The 16,097-nt window shown below is 66.0% G+C and carries 5 protein-coding genes; 2 read left to right on the forward strand and 3 right to left on the reverse strand.

Features of this window, described 5'->3' with window-relative positions; genetic code table 11:
- Positions 1-150: 150 nt before the first annotated feature.
- From HQN78_RS05110 to HQN78_RS05120, 3 genes are all read right to left on the reverse strand, one after another.
- Complete coding sequence (locus HQN78_RS05110) at positions 151-9,681, reverse strand: non-ribosomal peptide synthetase (RefSeq protein ID WP_235088350.1); 9,531 nt, start codon at positions 9,679-9,681, stop codon at positions 151-153.
- A 205-nt stretch (positions 9,682-9,886) separates the two neighbouring features.
- Entirely contained in the window at positions 9,887-10,111 is a 225-nt protein-coding gene (locus HQN78_RS05115) for an MbtH family protein (RefSeq protein WP_235088353.1), read from the reverse strand.
- A gap of 271 nt (positions 10,112-10,382) precedes the next feature.
- Positions 10,383-13,100 carry an MHYT domain-containing protein gene (locus tag HQN78_RS05120; RefSeq protein ID WP_235088356.1) on the reverse strand — a complete coding sequence of 906 codons (2,718 nt, stop codon included), beginning with the start codon at positions 13,098-13,100 and terminating at the stop codon, positions 10,383-10,385.
- Positions 13,101-13,720: 620 nt separating this feature from the next.
- Between HQN78_RS05120 and HQN78_RS05125 the strand changes: the two genes are divergently transcribed.
- Both HQN78_RS05125 and HQN78_RS05130 read left to right on the forward strand, forming a co-directional pair.
- On the forward strand, positions 13,721-15,265 hold the full coding sequence (locus HQN78_RS05125) for a DUF2235 domain-containing protein (RefSeq protein WP_235088358.1): 1,545 nt from the start codon (positions 13,721-13,723) through the stop codon (positions 15,263-15,265).
- Positions 15,262-15,933 carry a hypothetical protein gene (locus HQN78_RS05130; RefSeq protein WP_235088360.1) on the forward strand — a complete coding sequence of 224 codons (672 nt, stop codon included), beginning with the start codon at positions 15,262-15,264 and terminating at the stop codon, positions 15,931-15,933. Before HQN78_RS05125 ends, HQN78_RS05130 begins: the two co-directional genes overlap by 4 nt.
- Positions 15,934-16,097: the final 164 nt, after the last annotated feature.

A 16,097-nucleotide genomic window follows, 5' to 3' on the forward strand; every position in this document is an offset into this window, starting at 1 on the left:
GTCTCGCGAGCAAGGGCGAGACAAGGCGAAAACGAGCGAAAAAGCGGAATGTACACGTGGTACATGAGCATTTTGAGCTGGTTTTCAACGCCGTATCGCTGAAGCGCAGCAGACATTGAACAGGTTCTTAGAAGCCGGCTTCGATCAGGTCTATCTCCTCCTGCGACAGCCCGCCGGCCAGGGGTGGTCGGACGGGGTGCTGCCGCCGGCGTCCGGCGCGCGGCCCAGCCTGGCCAAGGCGCGCAGCGCGTCGAACCAGTCCTCCGCCAGCTTCTCGATCTCCTGCCGGTCGAACAGGCGGCCGGCCCACAGCCAGGTGGCCACCAGTTCCGGGCCGTCCGGGCCGTCGTGGGTGGCGGCGTTGAGTTCGATGGCGTGGGTCTGCGGCGTCGAAGAATCGCTGTTTCCGTCCAGCCCGGCCGCTTCCGGCGCCGGCATCCAGTCGCCGCGCGCCGGCGTGGAGAAGCGTCCCAGGTAGTTGAAGCCGAGTTGCGCCGGCGCCGCGCCGCTCAGCCGGGCGGCGGTCTCCGGATTGAGATAGCGCAGCAGGCCGTATCCCAGGCCCCGGTCCGGCAGCGCGCGCAATTGCTCCTTGACCCGCTTCAGCGCCGCGCCCAGCACGGCGTCGTCGTCCAGGGCGGCCGCGGCGGAGGCGCCGGGGTCGAGACAGACGGGGAACAGGCTGGTGAACCAGCCCACGGTGCGGGAGAGATCGCAATGCTCGCCCCGCTCCTCGCGGCCGTGGCCTTCCAATTCCAGGCGCACCGCGGAGCCACCGTCCCGTCCCCGGCCATGCCGCCAGCGCGCCACCGCCAGCGCGAAGCCGGTGAGCAGCACGTCGTTGATGCCGGCGTGGAACAGCGCCGGCACCCGGGTCAGCAGATCGGCGGTGACGGCGGAAGGCAGCGCGACGCTCAGACGCCGGCTGGCGCCGGCCGTGTCCAGCGCCGGGTCCAGCGGGCAGGGCGATAGCGGCGGATCGGCCTGGTCTTGGATGGCCGCCCACATCGGCGCTTCGGCCGCGCGGGCGGCGCGGACGGCGTCCTCGTTCAGCAGCAGCGCCCAGTGGCGGAAGGAGGTGGCCACCGGATCCAGCCGGATGGCTTGGCCGGCGCGGGCCTCGCGCCAGGCGGAGGCCAGGTCGGGCAGCAGGATGCGCCAGGAAACGCCGTCCACCGCCAGGTGATGGATGCCCAGCCACAGCCTGCCCGGCGCGTCCGGGCCGGCGTCCAGCCACAGCGCCCGCAACATGGCGCCGGCGGCGGGGTCCAGCTGCCGCGCCGCGGCGGCGATGTCGGCCGGCGGGATCTCCAGATGCGCGTCCGCCGCGATGCGGCACAGGCAGTCCTGCGCCGAGGTCGAGCCGACCGGCGGCACGCTCAGGCCGTTGTCGGCATCCAGCCGCATCCGCAGCGCGTCGTGTTTGTCCAGCAAGGCTTGCAGCGCCTGCAGCAGATGGGCTTGTTCCAATCCGGCGGGGGTTTGCAACAGCATGGATTGGTAGAAGCCGCTTTGCGGGCCGCCGCGCTCCAGCCACCAGCGGATGATGGGCGTCGCCGGCAGCGGGCCCTCCGCGGTGTCCTCGGCCGCGACGGCGACGACCGGCCGGGCGACGGCGGCCAGCGCCTCCACCCGAGGATGGAGGAAGACCTCGCGCGGGCTGAGCAGCAAGCCTTGCCGCCGCGCGCGGCTGACCAGCAAGATGGAGGCGATGCTGTCGCCGCCGAGATCGAAGAAGCCGTCGTCCAGACCGACTTCGTCCAGGCCCAGCAGCTCGGCGTAGAGCCCGGCCAGGATGTGCTCGGCGTCGCTGCGCGGAGGCCGCCGTTCGCCGGCCTGGAAATCGGGCGCGGGCAGCGCGCGGTGGTCCAGCTTGCCGTTGGGGGTCAGCGGCAGCGCGTCCAGCGCGACGACGGCGGCTGGCACCATATAGTCGGGCAGCTGCGCCGCCAGGGTTTGTCTGAGCGCGGACGGGGCGAGGTCGGCGCCGGGGTGGAGCGCGACATAGGCGAGCAGCTGGCGCGGCGCGCCGTCCGTCTCGCGCAGCACCGCCCGCGCCTGGGACACGGCCGGGTGTTCGCGCAGCCTGGCTTCGATTTCGCTCAGTTCGATGCGGAAGCCGCGCAGCTTGATTTGTTGATCGGCGCGGCCGAGGAATTCCAGCTGGCCGTCGGCGCGCCAGCGCGCCCGGTCGCCGCTGCGGTAGAGCCGGCTGCCGGCGGGGCCGAAGGGGTTGGCCACGAAGCGCTCGGCGCTGAGCGCCGGCTGATCCAGATAGCCGCGCGCCAGGCCGCTGCCGGCCAGATAGAGTTCGCCGGGCGCGCCGACGGGCAGCGGGCGCAGCGCGGAATCCAGCACATAGGCGCGGGTATTGTCCATCGGCGCGCCTATCGGCAGCGGCGCAGCCAGTGGCTGATCGTACGGCAGGGGGCAGCAGGTGGCGAAGGTGGTGGTCTCGGTGGGGCCGTAGACGTGGACCAGTTCCAGCTCCGGATGGCGCTCCCGCACCCGCTGGAAGGCGCGCAGCGAGGCGGCTTCGCCGCCGGTCCACAGCGTGCGCAGGCTGGCGAAGCAGTCCGGCCGCTCCTCGGCCAGCAGGTTGAACAGCGCGGTGGTCAGGAAGGCCGCGGTGACGCTTTCCCGCTGTAGGACGTCCGCCAGCGAGTCGATGTCGTTGTCCCCCGGCGGCGCCAGCGTCGCCTGGCCGCCGTGCAGCAAGGGCGTCCACAGCTCGTAGGTGGAGGCGTCGAAGGCATGCGGAGAGTGCAGCAGCACCTTGCTCTGGGATACGCCCTCCCAGCGGCGGTCCAGCGCCAGATCCCCGACGTTGGCGTGGCTGACGGCTATGCCCTTGGGCACGCCGGTGGAGCCAGAGGTGTACATCACATAGGCCAGCGCGTCGGGGGTCAGCTCCAGGCGGGGCGGGTGCTCGGCGCTGTCGGACGGACCGTCTATCCGCAGCACCGGCAGGCCCGGCGGCAGCATGGCCGGCGCCGGGGCCTCGTCGGCCAGCAGCAAAGCGGCGCGCGACTGAGTTAGGGTCCAGGCACGCCGCTCTTCCGGCTGGGCGGTGTGCAGCGGGATATAGCAGCCGCCGGCCTTGAGCACGCCGAGGATGGCCACCGGCAGCAGCGGGCCGCGCCGCAGCCACAGCGCCACCGGCGTTTCCACGGTCACGCCGGCCGCGCGCAGGCGGTGGGCCAGCGCGTTGGATTGCAGATCCAGCTGGCGGTAGCTCAGGCGAACGTCGCCGGCGCAGACCGCGACGGCGTCCGGCGTCAGCCGGGCCTGCCGGCGGAACAGCTCGGGCAGCGTCGCCGGCGCGGTGGCGCGAGTGGTGGCGTTCCAGCCGTCCAGCTGGCGGCTCTCGGCCTCGTCCAGCCAGCGCAGGCTGGCCAGCGGCCGCTCAAGATCGCCGGCCAGCGCCTGGAACAGGCGCGTCAGGCTGGCGAGAATGCTCTCGGCCGCGGCCGGCGGGAAGGCGTCGGCGCGGCAGCCCAGCCGGAGCTCCAGTCTTTCCCCCGGCACCACGCAGAGGCCCAGCGGGTAATGCGACACATCGCCGCCCAAACCGTCGACGGGGCGCACGCTCAGGCCGTCTCCGGCGCGGCTTTGGCGCAGCGCGTCGAGCTGCGGATAGTTTTCGAACACCATCAGCGTGTCGAACAATTCCTCCATGTCCGTCAGCTGCTGGATGTCGCCGAGTCCGAGATGCTGATGCTCCATCATCGCGGCCTGGCGCGATTGCAGATCGTCCAGCCAGCCGGCCAGCGTGGCCGACGGTTCCAGTTTCAGGCGCAGCGGCACGGTGTTGATCAGCAGGCCGGGCAGCCGCGCGATGTCTTCCAGCGGCGCGGTCCGTCCGGACACGGTGATGCCGAACAGCAGATCGTCGCGGCCGGTCAGGCGGGCCAGCAGCAGGCCCCACGCGGCCTGGGCCAGGGTGTTGAGGGTCAGCCCGCGACGCCGCGCCTGGGCGGACAGCGCGGCGCTGAGCTCCGCCGTCAGCGCGGCGGTGTGCAGATCCGGCCGCTGTTCCGCGGCGGGGAGGCCGGGCGCCACCAGGGTGGGCTCGTCCACGCCGCGCAGGTATTGGCCCCAGGCCTGGCGGGCGGCGGCCTGATCGCGGCCGGACAGCCAGAGCAGGTAATCGCGGTAGGCCGGCGCGGGCGGCAGCGCGGCCGATTCTCCCTGGCGGTAGAGCGCGAACAGTTCTTCCAGCAGCACGGGAAGGGACCAGCCGTCGAGCAGCAGGTGGTGGAAAGTCCAGAGCAGGCGGTGGCGCTCCGGCGCCAGCCGGATCAGGGTGAAGCGCAGCAGCGGCCCGCGGTCCGGCGGCATGCTCTCCCCATGATCGGCCGTCTGCATGTCTTCCAGCCGCGCGCGCGCCTCGTCGTCGCTGAGCGCCGACAAATCGGCTTCCCGCCACGGCGCGGCGCTGTCCAGGCTCAAGGCCTGCATCGGTTGCTGGGTGTCCTCGTGAATGAAGGAGGCCAGCAGATGCGGGTGGCGGCTAAGCAGACGTTCGACGGCGCGGCGCAGCGCGGCGCCGTCCAGCGCGCCGTCCAGCTCGATGCGCATCTGCACCACATAGGGGTTGGCGGCGGAGTGGTCGTAGAGCGCGTGGAACAGCAGGCCTTGCTGCAGCGGCGTCAGCGGCAGCAGTTCGGCGAGGCCGGGGCGGCGGCGGCTCAGACGCTCGATTTCGGCTGGCTCCAGCCGCAGCAGCGGCGCGTCGGCGCGCGCGTCAACGGCCAGGGCCGAGGCCTCGGCCGCGACTTGGGCGAGGCCGCGGACGCTGGGGTGTTCGAATACCTGACGCGGCGTCAGGCCCAAGCCCCGCTTGCGGGCCAGGCTCACCAGCTGGATGGAGCTGATGCTGTCGCCGCCGAGATGGAAGAAGCTGTCGTCCAGGCCGACGCGCTCCAGGCCCAGGGTCTGGGCGAAGGCTTCGGCCAGTAGTTTTTCTTTTTCGGTGACCGGCTCGCGGTGCTCGGCCAGCGTCAGTTCCGGCGCCGGCAGGGCGCGGCGGTCCAGCTTGCCGTTGGGCGTCAGCGGCAGCGCATCCAACAACACCCAGGCGGCGGGCGCCATGTAGTCGGGCAGGCGGGCGGCCAGCGCGTCGCGCCAGCGCGCGACGTCGGCCTGGGCGCCGGCGGCGGGCACCGCGTAGGCGACCAGCCGGCGCTGTCCGGGCGCGTCCTCGCGGATCAGGACCACGGCCTGGGCGACGCCGGGCTGATCCAGCAGCGCGGCTTCGATCTCGCCCAGCTCGATGCGCAGTCCGCGCAGCTTGACCTGATGGTCTAGGCGGCCCAGGTAGTCCAGCGCGCCGTCCTCGCGGCGGACGACGCGGTCGCCGGTGCGGTACAGCCGCTGGCCGGCGGCGAAGGGATGGGCGACGAAGCGCTCGGCAGTCAGCGCCGGACGGCGAAGATAGCCGCGGGCCAGGCCGACGCCGCCCAGGTACAGCTCGCCGGGGATGCCGGGCGGCAGCGGCCGCAGCATGGCGTCGAGCACGAAGAGCTGGGTGTTCCAGATCGGATGGCCGATGGGCACCGAGCGGCTGTCGCGCACCGGATCGCAAGTCCAGGCGGTGACGTCGACGGCGGCCTCGGTGGGGCCGTAGAGATTATGCAGCGGGCAGGGCAGCGTCTGGGCGGCGCGGGCCAGCAGCGGCGCGGGTAAGGCTTCGCCGCTGCACAGCACGCGGCGCAGGCTGGCGCAGCCGGCGCTGGCGGGTTCCTGCAGGAAAGCGTCCAGCATGGAGGGGACGAAATGCAGGGTGGTGACGCCGCGGCGGCGGATCAGCTCGGCCAGATAGACGGGATCGCGATGGCCGTCGGGCCGGGCCAGCAGCAGCGAGGCGCCGGCGATCAGCGGCCAGAAGAACTCCCAGACCGAGACGTCGAAGCTGGACGGGGTTTTTTGCAGCACCACGTCGTCGTCGGCCAGCGGGTAGGCGTGCTGCATCCACAGCAGACGGTTGACGATGGCGCGATGGCTGTTGACGGCGCCCTTGGGGCGGCCGGTGGAGCCGGAGGTGTAGATGACGTAGGCCGGATGCCTGTCGTCGCCGGGGAGCTCCAGCGGCGCATCGGACAGGGTCTCGAGCGCATCGTCGATCTGGTCCAGGCATAAGGCGTGTTCGACCGGCAGGCCGGCCAGCAGCCCGGAGCGAGACAGGACCACGGCGGGCTGGGCGTCGGCCAGCATAAAGGCGATGCGTTCGGCCGGATAGTCGAGATCGAGCGGCAGATAAGCGCCGCCGGCCTTGAGCACGGCGAGCAGGGCCACGACCAGATCGACGGAACGGGGCAGCGCGACGGCGACCAGGGTCTCGGGGCCGACGCCGTCGGCGCGCAGGCGGCGGGCGAGGCGGTTGGCGCGCTGGTGCAGCTGGCGGTAGCTAAGGGCGACCTCGTCGAAGCGCAGCGCCTCGGCGTCGGGGCTGAGTTCCGCCTGACGTTCCAGCAACTGGGTCAGGGTGGCGGCGGGCAGCGGGGCGTCGGTGCGGTTCCAGGCGGCGAGCGCGTCTTGTTGGGCCGGCGTGGCCGGCGGGATGCGGGCGAGCGGCAGCTCGGGCTGTTCGGCGATCAGGCGCAGCAGCTCCAGCAACTGCCGGGCGATGCCGTCGACGGCGTCGGCGGAGAAGAGGTCGGGCCGGTAGCCGAAGCGCAGCTCGAGCTCGGGTCCGGGGACGGCGCACAAGTTGAGCGGATAGTGCGAGGTGTCCACGCCCTGGCCGCCCAGATAGCCGATGGACAGCGCGTCGTCCACGCGGCGATCGTCATCGGCGATCGGATAGTTTTCAAAGACCAGCAGGGTATCGAACAAATCGCCAAGGCCGGCCGCCTGCTGGATCTCGGCGAGGCTGAGGTGTTGATGCTCGATCAGCGCGGCCTGCTGGGCCTGCAAGCGTTGCAGCAGGGCGGTCAGGGTTTCCTCGGGCTGCAGCCGCAGGCGCAGCGGGACGGTGTTGATCAGCAGGCCGACCATGCGCTCGACGCCGGGGAGCTCCGGCGGACGTCCGGAGACGGTGACGCCGAAAACGACGTCGTCTGAGGCGGAGAGGCGGGCGAGCAGAATGGCCCAGGCGGCTTGCAACAAGGTGTTGAGGGTGAGACCTTGCCGGCGGGCCAGCCGCTCCAGCGCGGCGTAGACCGCCGGGTCCGCCGTCACATTGTGGTTGCGCGGCAGCTGTCGGCTTTGGGACGCGCTGGGCGCCAGGCGCGCCGGCTGCTCCAGCCCGGCCAGATGCTTGATCCATTGGCGCTTGGCGGCGTCGCGGTCGCGGGTGTGCAGCCAGGCCAGGTAATCGCGGTAGGGAATGGCGGGCGGCAGCGCGTCGCCGCGGTAGAGGGCGAACAGTTCGCGCAGCAGCACCGGCACCGACCAGCCGTCGAACAGCAGGTGGTGGAAGCTCCACAGCAGCTGGTGGCGCTCCGCGTCCAGCTTGACCAAGGTAAAGCGCAGCAGCGGCGCGCGCGCCGGGTCCACGCCGGCGGCGTAGTCGTCCGCGCGCAGCCGTTCCAGGGCGCGCTGCTGTTCATCGGCCTGATGCGCGGACAGGTCCAGCTCGCGCCAGGGCGTCTCTACGCGCTCCAGCACGATTTGCGCCGGCTGCTCCAGCCCGTCCGCGGAGAAGGCGGCGCGCAGATGGTGATGGCGTTGCAGCAAGCCTTCGGCGGCAGCGCGCAGCTTGTCCGCGTCCAGCGGGCCGTCCAGCTGGAAGCCCATCTGTATCAGATAGACGTCGCTTTGACCTTCGTCGTACAGCAGGTGGAACAGCAGGCCCCGCTGCAGAGGCGACAGCGGCAGCACCGCGCTGACCGCCGGATAGCGGGCGCGGATGCTTTCCAGGTCCGCGGCGCTGGACGGCGGCAATTCGCCTGCCGCCGCGTCGGCGTCCACCGGGCGGACCCGGAGCGCCAGACGCTCGATGCAGGGGTGGTCGAAAACGTCCTGCGGGCTGAATTGCAGGCCGTGGGCGCGGGCGCGGCTGACCAGCAGAATGGCGCTGATGCTGTCGCCGCCCAGGTCGAAGAAACCCTGGCCCAGGCCCACCCTGGACAGCCCCAGCACTTCCGCATACAGCTTGGCCAGCGTTTTCTCCAGCCAGTCCCGCGCCTCGCCGGCGTCGGCGTTTTCAAAATCCGGCGGGGGCAGCGCCTGTTTGTCCACCTTGCCGTTGGGCGTCAGCGGCAGGCGCTCCAGCGGCACCACCGCCGCCGGCACCATGAAATCCGGCAGTTGCTCGGCCAGCGCCGCGCGCAAGGCCGCGCCGTCGGCTTGCAGGCCGGCGCGGGAAACGACGTAGGCGATCAACTGCTTGATGCCGGGCAGGTCTTCGCGCAGGCGGACCACGGCCTGGCTCACGCCGGCTTGCTGGGTCAGCAGGTGTTCGATCTCGCCGGGCTCGATGCGGTAGCCGCGCAGCTTGAGCTGTTCGTCCGCCCGTCCCAGGTAGTCCAGCGCGCCGTCGGCGCGCAGCCGCGCCAGGTCGCCGCTGCGGTACAAGCGGCTGCCGGCGGGGCCGAAGGGATTGGCGACAAAGCGCTCGGCGCTCAGCGACGGCCGGCCCAGATAGCCGCGGGCCAGCCCGTCGCCGGCAAGATACAGCTCGCCCTCGACGCCCGGCGGCAGCGGCCGCAGGGCGTCGTCCAGCACGTAAGCCTGGACGCCGGGCAGCGGCGCGCCGATGTCGGCGGGGGCCTCATCCCGCATCTGGCCGCTCATCGTCGCGCACACGGTGGCCTCGGTGGGGCCGTAGGCGTTAAGCATGGTCCGGCCGGCGGACCAGCGCCGCACCTGGGCCGCCGGGCAGGCCTCGCCGGCGACGATCAGGCCGCAATCCTGCGGGATACCGCCGTCCGGCATGAGGGCCAGCGCGCTGGGAGGCAGGGTCAGATGGCTGATTTTCTGGCGGGCGAGCAAGTCCGCCAGCGCCGCGCCCGGCGTCAATTCCGCCGCCGGCGCGGTGACCAGACAGGCGCCGGAGAGCAAGGTCATGGCGACTTCGGAGAAGGCCGCGTCGAAACTGGAAGACGCGAATTGCAGCACGCGGGCGCCGGCGGCGATGCCGAAGCGGCGGCTCTGCGCGCGCGCCAGCGCGCCTATGCCGCGGTGAGTCACCGCCACGCCCTTGGGCTGGCCGGTGGAGCCCGAGGTGTAGATCAGGTACGCCAGCTGGTCCGGGAAATCGTGAAGCGGAAGCGCCTGATCCGGCTGCGTCTGCCATGTGGGCTGCTCGGTATCCAGTTCCACCACCCGCGCCCAGTGGACCGGCAGTTGTTCGGTCAGCGCGGCCCGCGTCAGCAGCGCGGCCGGCATGGCGTCGTTGAGAATATAGGCCAGCCTTTCCCGCGGGTAATCGGGGTCCAGCGGCAGATAAGCGCCGCCGGCCTTGAAAATGGCCAGCATGGCGATGATTTGTTCGGGCGAGCGGTCCAGGCACAGCCCCACCGGCGTTTCGCGGTCTATGCCCAGCTCCCGCAGATAATGGGCCAGACGGTTGGCCTGGTCGTCCAGCTCGCGGTAGCTGAGCGCGCGCGCGCCGTGTCGCAGCGCGATGGCGTCGGGATGGTCCGCCGCGCTTCGGGCGAACAGGGCGGCGAAGGTTTCAGCCGGGGCGGCCGCGGCGTGCGGATTGCGGGAGGGAAAAACGGCGTTGTCGTTCATATCGCACCTTGAATGGCTTGCGGAACAGGGCGTGAGGCCGCAACCTTCCGCGCATGCGCGGCCGGCCGGCGTTTTTTTCGGTGTGGAGCGGGATGGCGGGTAGGGCGCGCGGCGAACGCGCCGCCGCGAGATGGCGAGAGCGGCGCCGCGCTTTGTCCTGAAAGCGGGCGCGTCCCGGCATGGCCCCCTTGAGCCGGGGCGGGAATCAGCCGGTGGAGAGCAAGGCGTCCTGAGCGCGGGCCAGACTGGCGGGCCGCATGTCTATCCAGTTTTGTTCGATGTGGTCCAGACAGGACTGGCGGTCGGAGGGGCCGAAACAGGCTTGCCAACCCTCCGGAATCGGAGCGAACTCGGGCCAGAGCGAGTACTGGCCCTCATCGTTGACCAGGGCGAAAAAAACGCCTTCCTTATTGTCGAACGGGTTCGCCATGACACTTCTCCCTGTGGCTGTCTCATGAGGTTTGTCTGCGTCAATGCGCAGAAATATCTGAACAGCATATCAATACAAAATGAACATGTCATTAAATAAATATGGTTTTATCGCAATAAATGGACTATGGCGAGGCGGAGCGGGGCAGGGAGAAAAACGCGGAGGGGGCGGAATGCGCGTACGGCGCGAGGGGTTCGATGCGGCGCTCATCGCGCAAGCTGCCACGGCGCGCGGCGGCCCCGCCGCCGCCCTCGGCCGGGAGCGCCGGCGGCTAGCCGGCCATGCGCTTCATCACGCGTTCGATTTCATCTTGCAGCCGGATGACGTCTATGGGCTTGGTCATGAAGCCGTCCATGCCGGCGGCCATGGCCGCCTCGCGGTCCTCCTGAAACGCTCCGGCGGTCAAGGCGATAATGGGCGTGGCGCGCTTGTCGCTGTCGGGGTCCACCTGACGGATGAACTTGCAGGCGGTGATGCCGTCCATCACCGGCATCTGAATGTCCATCAAGATGAGGTCGATGTCGTGGTGCTGCCACGCGTTGATGACCTCTTTGCCATTGGACGCGGTATAGATGCGGTGCCCGTATTTTTTGAGCAGGATGGTGACGATGTCCAGATTGATCGCATCGTCATCGGCCACCAGGATGTTCAGGGGGGACGGCGGCTTGGGCATGAGCTCCGTCGCCGCAGGCTCCAGGCAGGACAGGGCGTCCGGCGGCGCCGGGCGCAAGGGGAGGTAAACCTGAAAGATGGAGCCTTTGTCCGGGGTGCTTTGCACCTCGATCCGCCCGCCCATTTTCTGGGCCAGCTGCAAGGCGATGGTGGTGCCCAGGCCGGTGCCGCCAAAGCGGCGGGTGGTGGAGGCGTCCGCCTGGGAAAAGGGTTCGAACAATTTGGCCAAGGTGTCCTTGCTCATGCCGATGCCGCTGTCGCGGATCAGGATGACCACGTTTTCTCCCGCGGACAGCACCGTCAGCCAAACCCCGCCCTGAGCGGTGAATTTGATGGCGTTGCCAACCAAGTTCATCAAGATTTGCCGCACCCGGAAAGCGTCGCCGATAAAGGCCTGCTGGATAATGGCCGGGTATTTCAGCTGCAAGCTGATGCCTTTTTTGCTGGCGCTCAGCCGCAGGATGTCGATCACGTGTTCCGCCACCTCGCGCAATGAAAAGGGCGCTTCTTCCAGCTCCAGGGCGTTTTGTTCGAGCTTCGCGGTGTCGAGGACATCGTTGAGCAGGCCCAGCAAGCTTTTGGCGGAGTGATTGACGGTTTTCAGCATGCTTTTTTGCTGAGCGTCCAGCTCGGTGTCTTGCAGCAAATCGGTGTAGCCGATGATGGCGTTCATCGGCGTCCTGATCTCATGGCTCATATTGGCCAGGAAGGCGCTTTTGGATTTGACCGCCGACAGCGCGCGATTCTTGGCCTCGATCAAGGCGAACTCCGCCGCCTTTTTCTCCGAAATATCCAGAATCACCCCGTCAATCAACAGCGGCGCGCCGGCGTCGTCGTAGACGCCGCGAGCGCTCTCCAACACCCAGCGCTCCTCCTCGTTCAGGCATAGCAGACGATATTCGAGAACATAGAGCTGCCGCTGCTCCAGGGCGGCGCGGATGGTTTCGCGCACCCTGTCCCGGTCCTCCGGATGGATGATGTCCAGCAGCTGAATGCGGCCGTCCAGAAAGGATTTGGCCGGCCAGCCGCAGAGCTTCTCGATGTCCTCGCTGATGAAGATGGTCTTCCAGGGCTCCAGGCAGTGGCTGCGAAAGGCGACGCCGGGAATGTTGTCTATCAGGGTGCGGAACTGCTTTTCACGGTCCTCCAGCTCTTGCTGGATGCGGTAGCGTTCGCTGATGTCGCCGATGAAACCGACGTAGATCACCTGATCGGGCAGCAACACCTTGCCTATCGATAGCCGGATGGGAAACTGGACGCCGTCTTTCCTGAGCGCCATCTCCTCGCGCTCCCTGCCGATCAGCTTCGCAATCTGAGTTTGCTTGTAGTCGGAGAGGAAACGGTCATGTTTGGAGTGATGCGGTTCCGGCATCAATAGCTTGATGTTCTTGCCCAGCAACTCGTCGACCTTCCAGCCAAACAAGCGCTCCACCGCCGGGTTGGCCGTCAAGATGCGGCCTTTTTCATCAATGGTGATGATGCCGTCCAGCGAGGTGTTGAAGGTGGCTTGCAGCTTCAATTCATTGCTTTGCGTTCTGAGGTACAAGGGACGGTAACGCAGCAACACATTGCCGACGAAGACCATATTGCCGAGCAGGAGCACCGTGATGGCGATGGCGACGGCCAGGCCGGCGTTGTTGTCCAAGGCGTTGCGGAACGCCGGGTCCGGCGTGCCGATGAAGCGGGCGGCCTCCATGCCGAAATAATGCATGCCGGCAATGGCCACCCCCATCACCGCGCCGCTGAGCAGCGTCATCCACCCCTTGCCGATTTTTTTATTGTCCAGGCCAAAGCGTATCCACAGCGACAAGGTGCTCAGCAAAACGGCGAGCAGGATGGAAACGGAGAACCACAGCGGGTCGTAACGCAGCAGCGGCGTCATCCGCATGGCCGCCATGCCGGAATAATGCATGGTGCCGATGCCGCTCCCCACCAGCACTCCGCTGATCAGCAACTGCCTGCCGTCGATCTTGGGCTGAGACAGCAAGTGCAAGGCAATCAGCGAGGCGGCGACGGCGGGAAGCATGGACAAGAGAGTGGGCAGCAGCGCGTATTGGACCGTGCTGCAAACGCTGAAAGCCAGCATGCCGACAAAGTGCATGGCCCAGATGCCGCCGCCCATGGCGCAAGAACCGGTGGCGAGGGCGACCCGGCGCAGCCAGCGATCGCTGGCCTCGCGGGCCAGGCCGGCGATCTGCAGCGCCAGACAAGAGGTGAAAACGGCGACCAGCAAGGACAGCGCCACCAGCCACAGATTGTATTGGGTCGGTAGAAATAAATAGGACTGGTAAGCGTCAATGAAAAACGAACTGAGCATGGACTCCCCATTTTCAATGGTTTCTTTACGCTATGCCAACTCAAGCGCCGGGACTCCTCTCAGGTATAGACAATGGCGGCCGCGTCGGCGGGCTTGGGCAATTCCCGCTAACAAAACCAATTTATGCCGTGTGACTATTTTCGCGTCTGGCAAAGATGACCGAAAAGTCGTTAGTTGGAAGCTCTGAAAGTCTTTGCGGCCACGACACCCACTGCCATCTTGCTCCCGCCGGGATGGCGGCCACGGCTGGATACACATTACGTTTTGCTCGAGCTGGCTTTCTCATTGATCTGTACGCAATTTATCGACAGGTTTTATTAGCGGGCCTAAGTGCTTGTACGGAGTTTGCTTGTGTATTTTGTAAACTATCTTTGTTTGGATGATATCGAGTGTAATTGTTTTAATTGGTGTGCTTTAACGGAGATTCGTTTTCTATACGCTTTCTCTATGGAATGATTTTATCGGGAAAGTGTTGTTTTGATTTTGCGGTGATTGATTTTGATTGCCAGCTTGATTTTTAAGTGCACTGTTGATTATTGAAAATAAAGCCATCGATCAGTTTTTAAATCAATGACTGTTATTTTTGATCGTTATGTCTCGCCATGAAAAGAGGCCACGTAATGAATGTATTGAGTTGGCTTGCTCTGCGCTTGCTGGGTTTTGCAATTTTGTTCCCCTTTCTACAAGGGTGTAGCAATATCTATTATGAACAGCAGCTTGCTGTAGTGAAGGAGCATTCAGCCGAGCCCCAGAAGTTCGCCATCTTTTTTGACGGCACTGCGAACGATGTACAAAGCAACACCAACGTCAAGCGTTTGCATTCGATGATATCAATGCAAAATCAGCCCAATATTTCCACCTTGTATATCGAAGGGGTGGGGGTGAATGGCAATGCTTTAGGGGCTGCCACAGGCCTGGGCTTCAAGAACCGCGTGGCGCTGGCCTATGATTTTCTGCTGACGCATTACCAGGCCGGAGATGAGATCTACTTGTTCGGCTTCAGCCGTGGAGCTTATGCGGCCCGGGTGCTGGCATCAATGTTGCAATACATCGGTTTGCCGGATCAGCCTCCAGATATGACTGAGGAGGTCAGGAGTCAGAAGGCCAAGGCGCTGTTCCAGGAGATGAAGGATGGCTTCCATGAGCGCCGTTTCCCCTGTGAGATTGCGGTGGCGCGCGGGGGACCGGAGAAGCAAAGCTATCGATCCCGCATGGTCAAGGTGCTGGGCTTGTGGGACACCGTGGGCGCGCTGGGAGGAGGGGTGGGCGGTTGGGATGACCGCTTGCTGCACAAAGCGCATGTCGCTCCCCTTTATGTCGATATCGACGAGCCCAACGGGCGCTATGGCGACCAGATTCTGAATGTGGAGCAAGTATTCCACGCGGTCTCCCTGGATGATGACCGCGAGTGGATCTTTACTCCGCTGCTGATGACGCGCCAGCACTTGCTGACCCGCAAGTTTCTGCCGGACCTTGCCGAAGCTCAGGGCAATGGGCGTTATAGCTGTCCAAACGATGGCAAACAACGGGCAGCACTGGGCAAGCGCGGTCTTTTGCCCGCGGGAGAGCCGGACGCGCGGAAGGAGGCTGGGAAAGTGCGAGAGGTGTGGTTTGCCGGTGCGCATTCGGATGTGGGCGGAGGGGCCTCGGACAGCAAGCTGTCGGGCCTGAGCCTGAACTGGATGATTAGCCGGCTGATGCAAGCCAATACCGGTTTGTTGCCTGGAAAGATGCAAGCCCCCGAGGACATCTATGGCAGCAGCCACGACCCTGAGGACGGCGTCTGGTCGGCGTTGTACCACAAGATGAATCGTAACCTGGCTGCTTATGCCTTAGGAGATAGGCGACTTTGCGGCGTATGGGCTTGTGCGGGGGCAACAGGCATGGCGCACGAGCCCATGGCGGAGTTTCAAAACCGTTTATGCATGCACGGCAGTGTTTTCCAGCGAAGACAGGCTATGCCGCCTCAAGAACATGAAAATCAATATCTGGATTTGCGTCAGGTAGGACGGGTTTGCTTGGAGCCCTTAGCCAAGATGGCGAGTCCCCCCATCATTGTGGAGCAAGCCGCCGGCAGCTCCTGTCCGTCTGATGCGCTCGCCGTTGATGTTGTTACCTGGTCCGAACAGGATGGGGACTGCATCCCGGCTCAGGAGGGACGATGATGTTTTCCAAGAACATTATTTCGCAACAAGGGCGGGGAGGCCTGGTCTGCCTGGCGCTCGTCATGCCGCTGGTAGCCGGCTGCGCCTCCTCGCAGGAGAAACTGAGAGTCAGAGATGCGCCCTTACCCTTGGCGGAAGTAAAAGAAGCGCTGCCATGCCGGCATCCTAGCTTTCAGCGCGCATTGGGCAAGCTTAAGCCTGGGTGCGCCTGTTGGTTCATCGTGCAGGCTGGGGTGAGCTTTGACACAACAGGCAATGGAACCGGGCTGCTGCTGGAGAAGGAGGAGAGGTACAGGGTAGACGTTTTTCCGAAGCAGTTCTGGTATGACAAAACCCGACAGGTGCCGGCGCCCCAGGGGGACACGGGCGGTGGTGTCACCAAGTACTTGGGGTGGACGAAACATCATTCTGAGCTTTGCTGGTTTGCTTTGATGGCCACAGGTGACAGAGGCGGGTCAGGGAAGCCGGTTTATATTGGGCAGCTTTCTTCTGAAATAAGCGACTTAAGCGGCGAGTTGAGATTCTACGTCAATGATACGAAATCCTTCTATGGCAACAACCAGGGACGGATTCTCATCAAGATCAGCAGGATGACGCCCAAGGACGCGGCGGCGAGTCCTCCTTCAGAGTGCCGGGATGAGGCTAGTCCGCGGATTGACGGCAAGTAGGAACAATATGGTTTATGCATTCAATCAGCAAAAAGGCTTTCCATAAACCATATCCTATTGAATTTACAAACTTAATGGAATATCCGCTGACAGTGGCCTATGCTTTCCTGATCAGTCTCTAGCGCCCCGCCGACGCGTTGACTCCTTTTCAAGAAAGGGAGCTC

This window comes from Chromobacterium sp. Beijing (assembly GCF_021496765.1).
Taxonomy (GTDB): Bacteria; Pseudomonadota; Gammaproteobacteria; order Burkholderiales; family Chromobacteriaceae; genus Chromobacterium.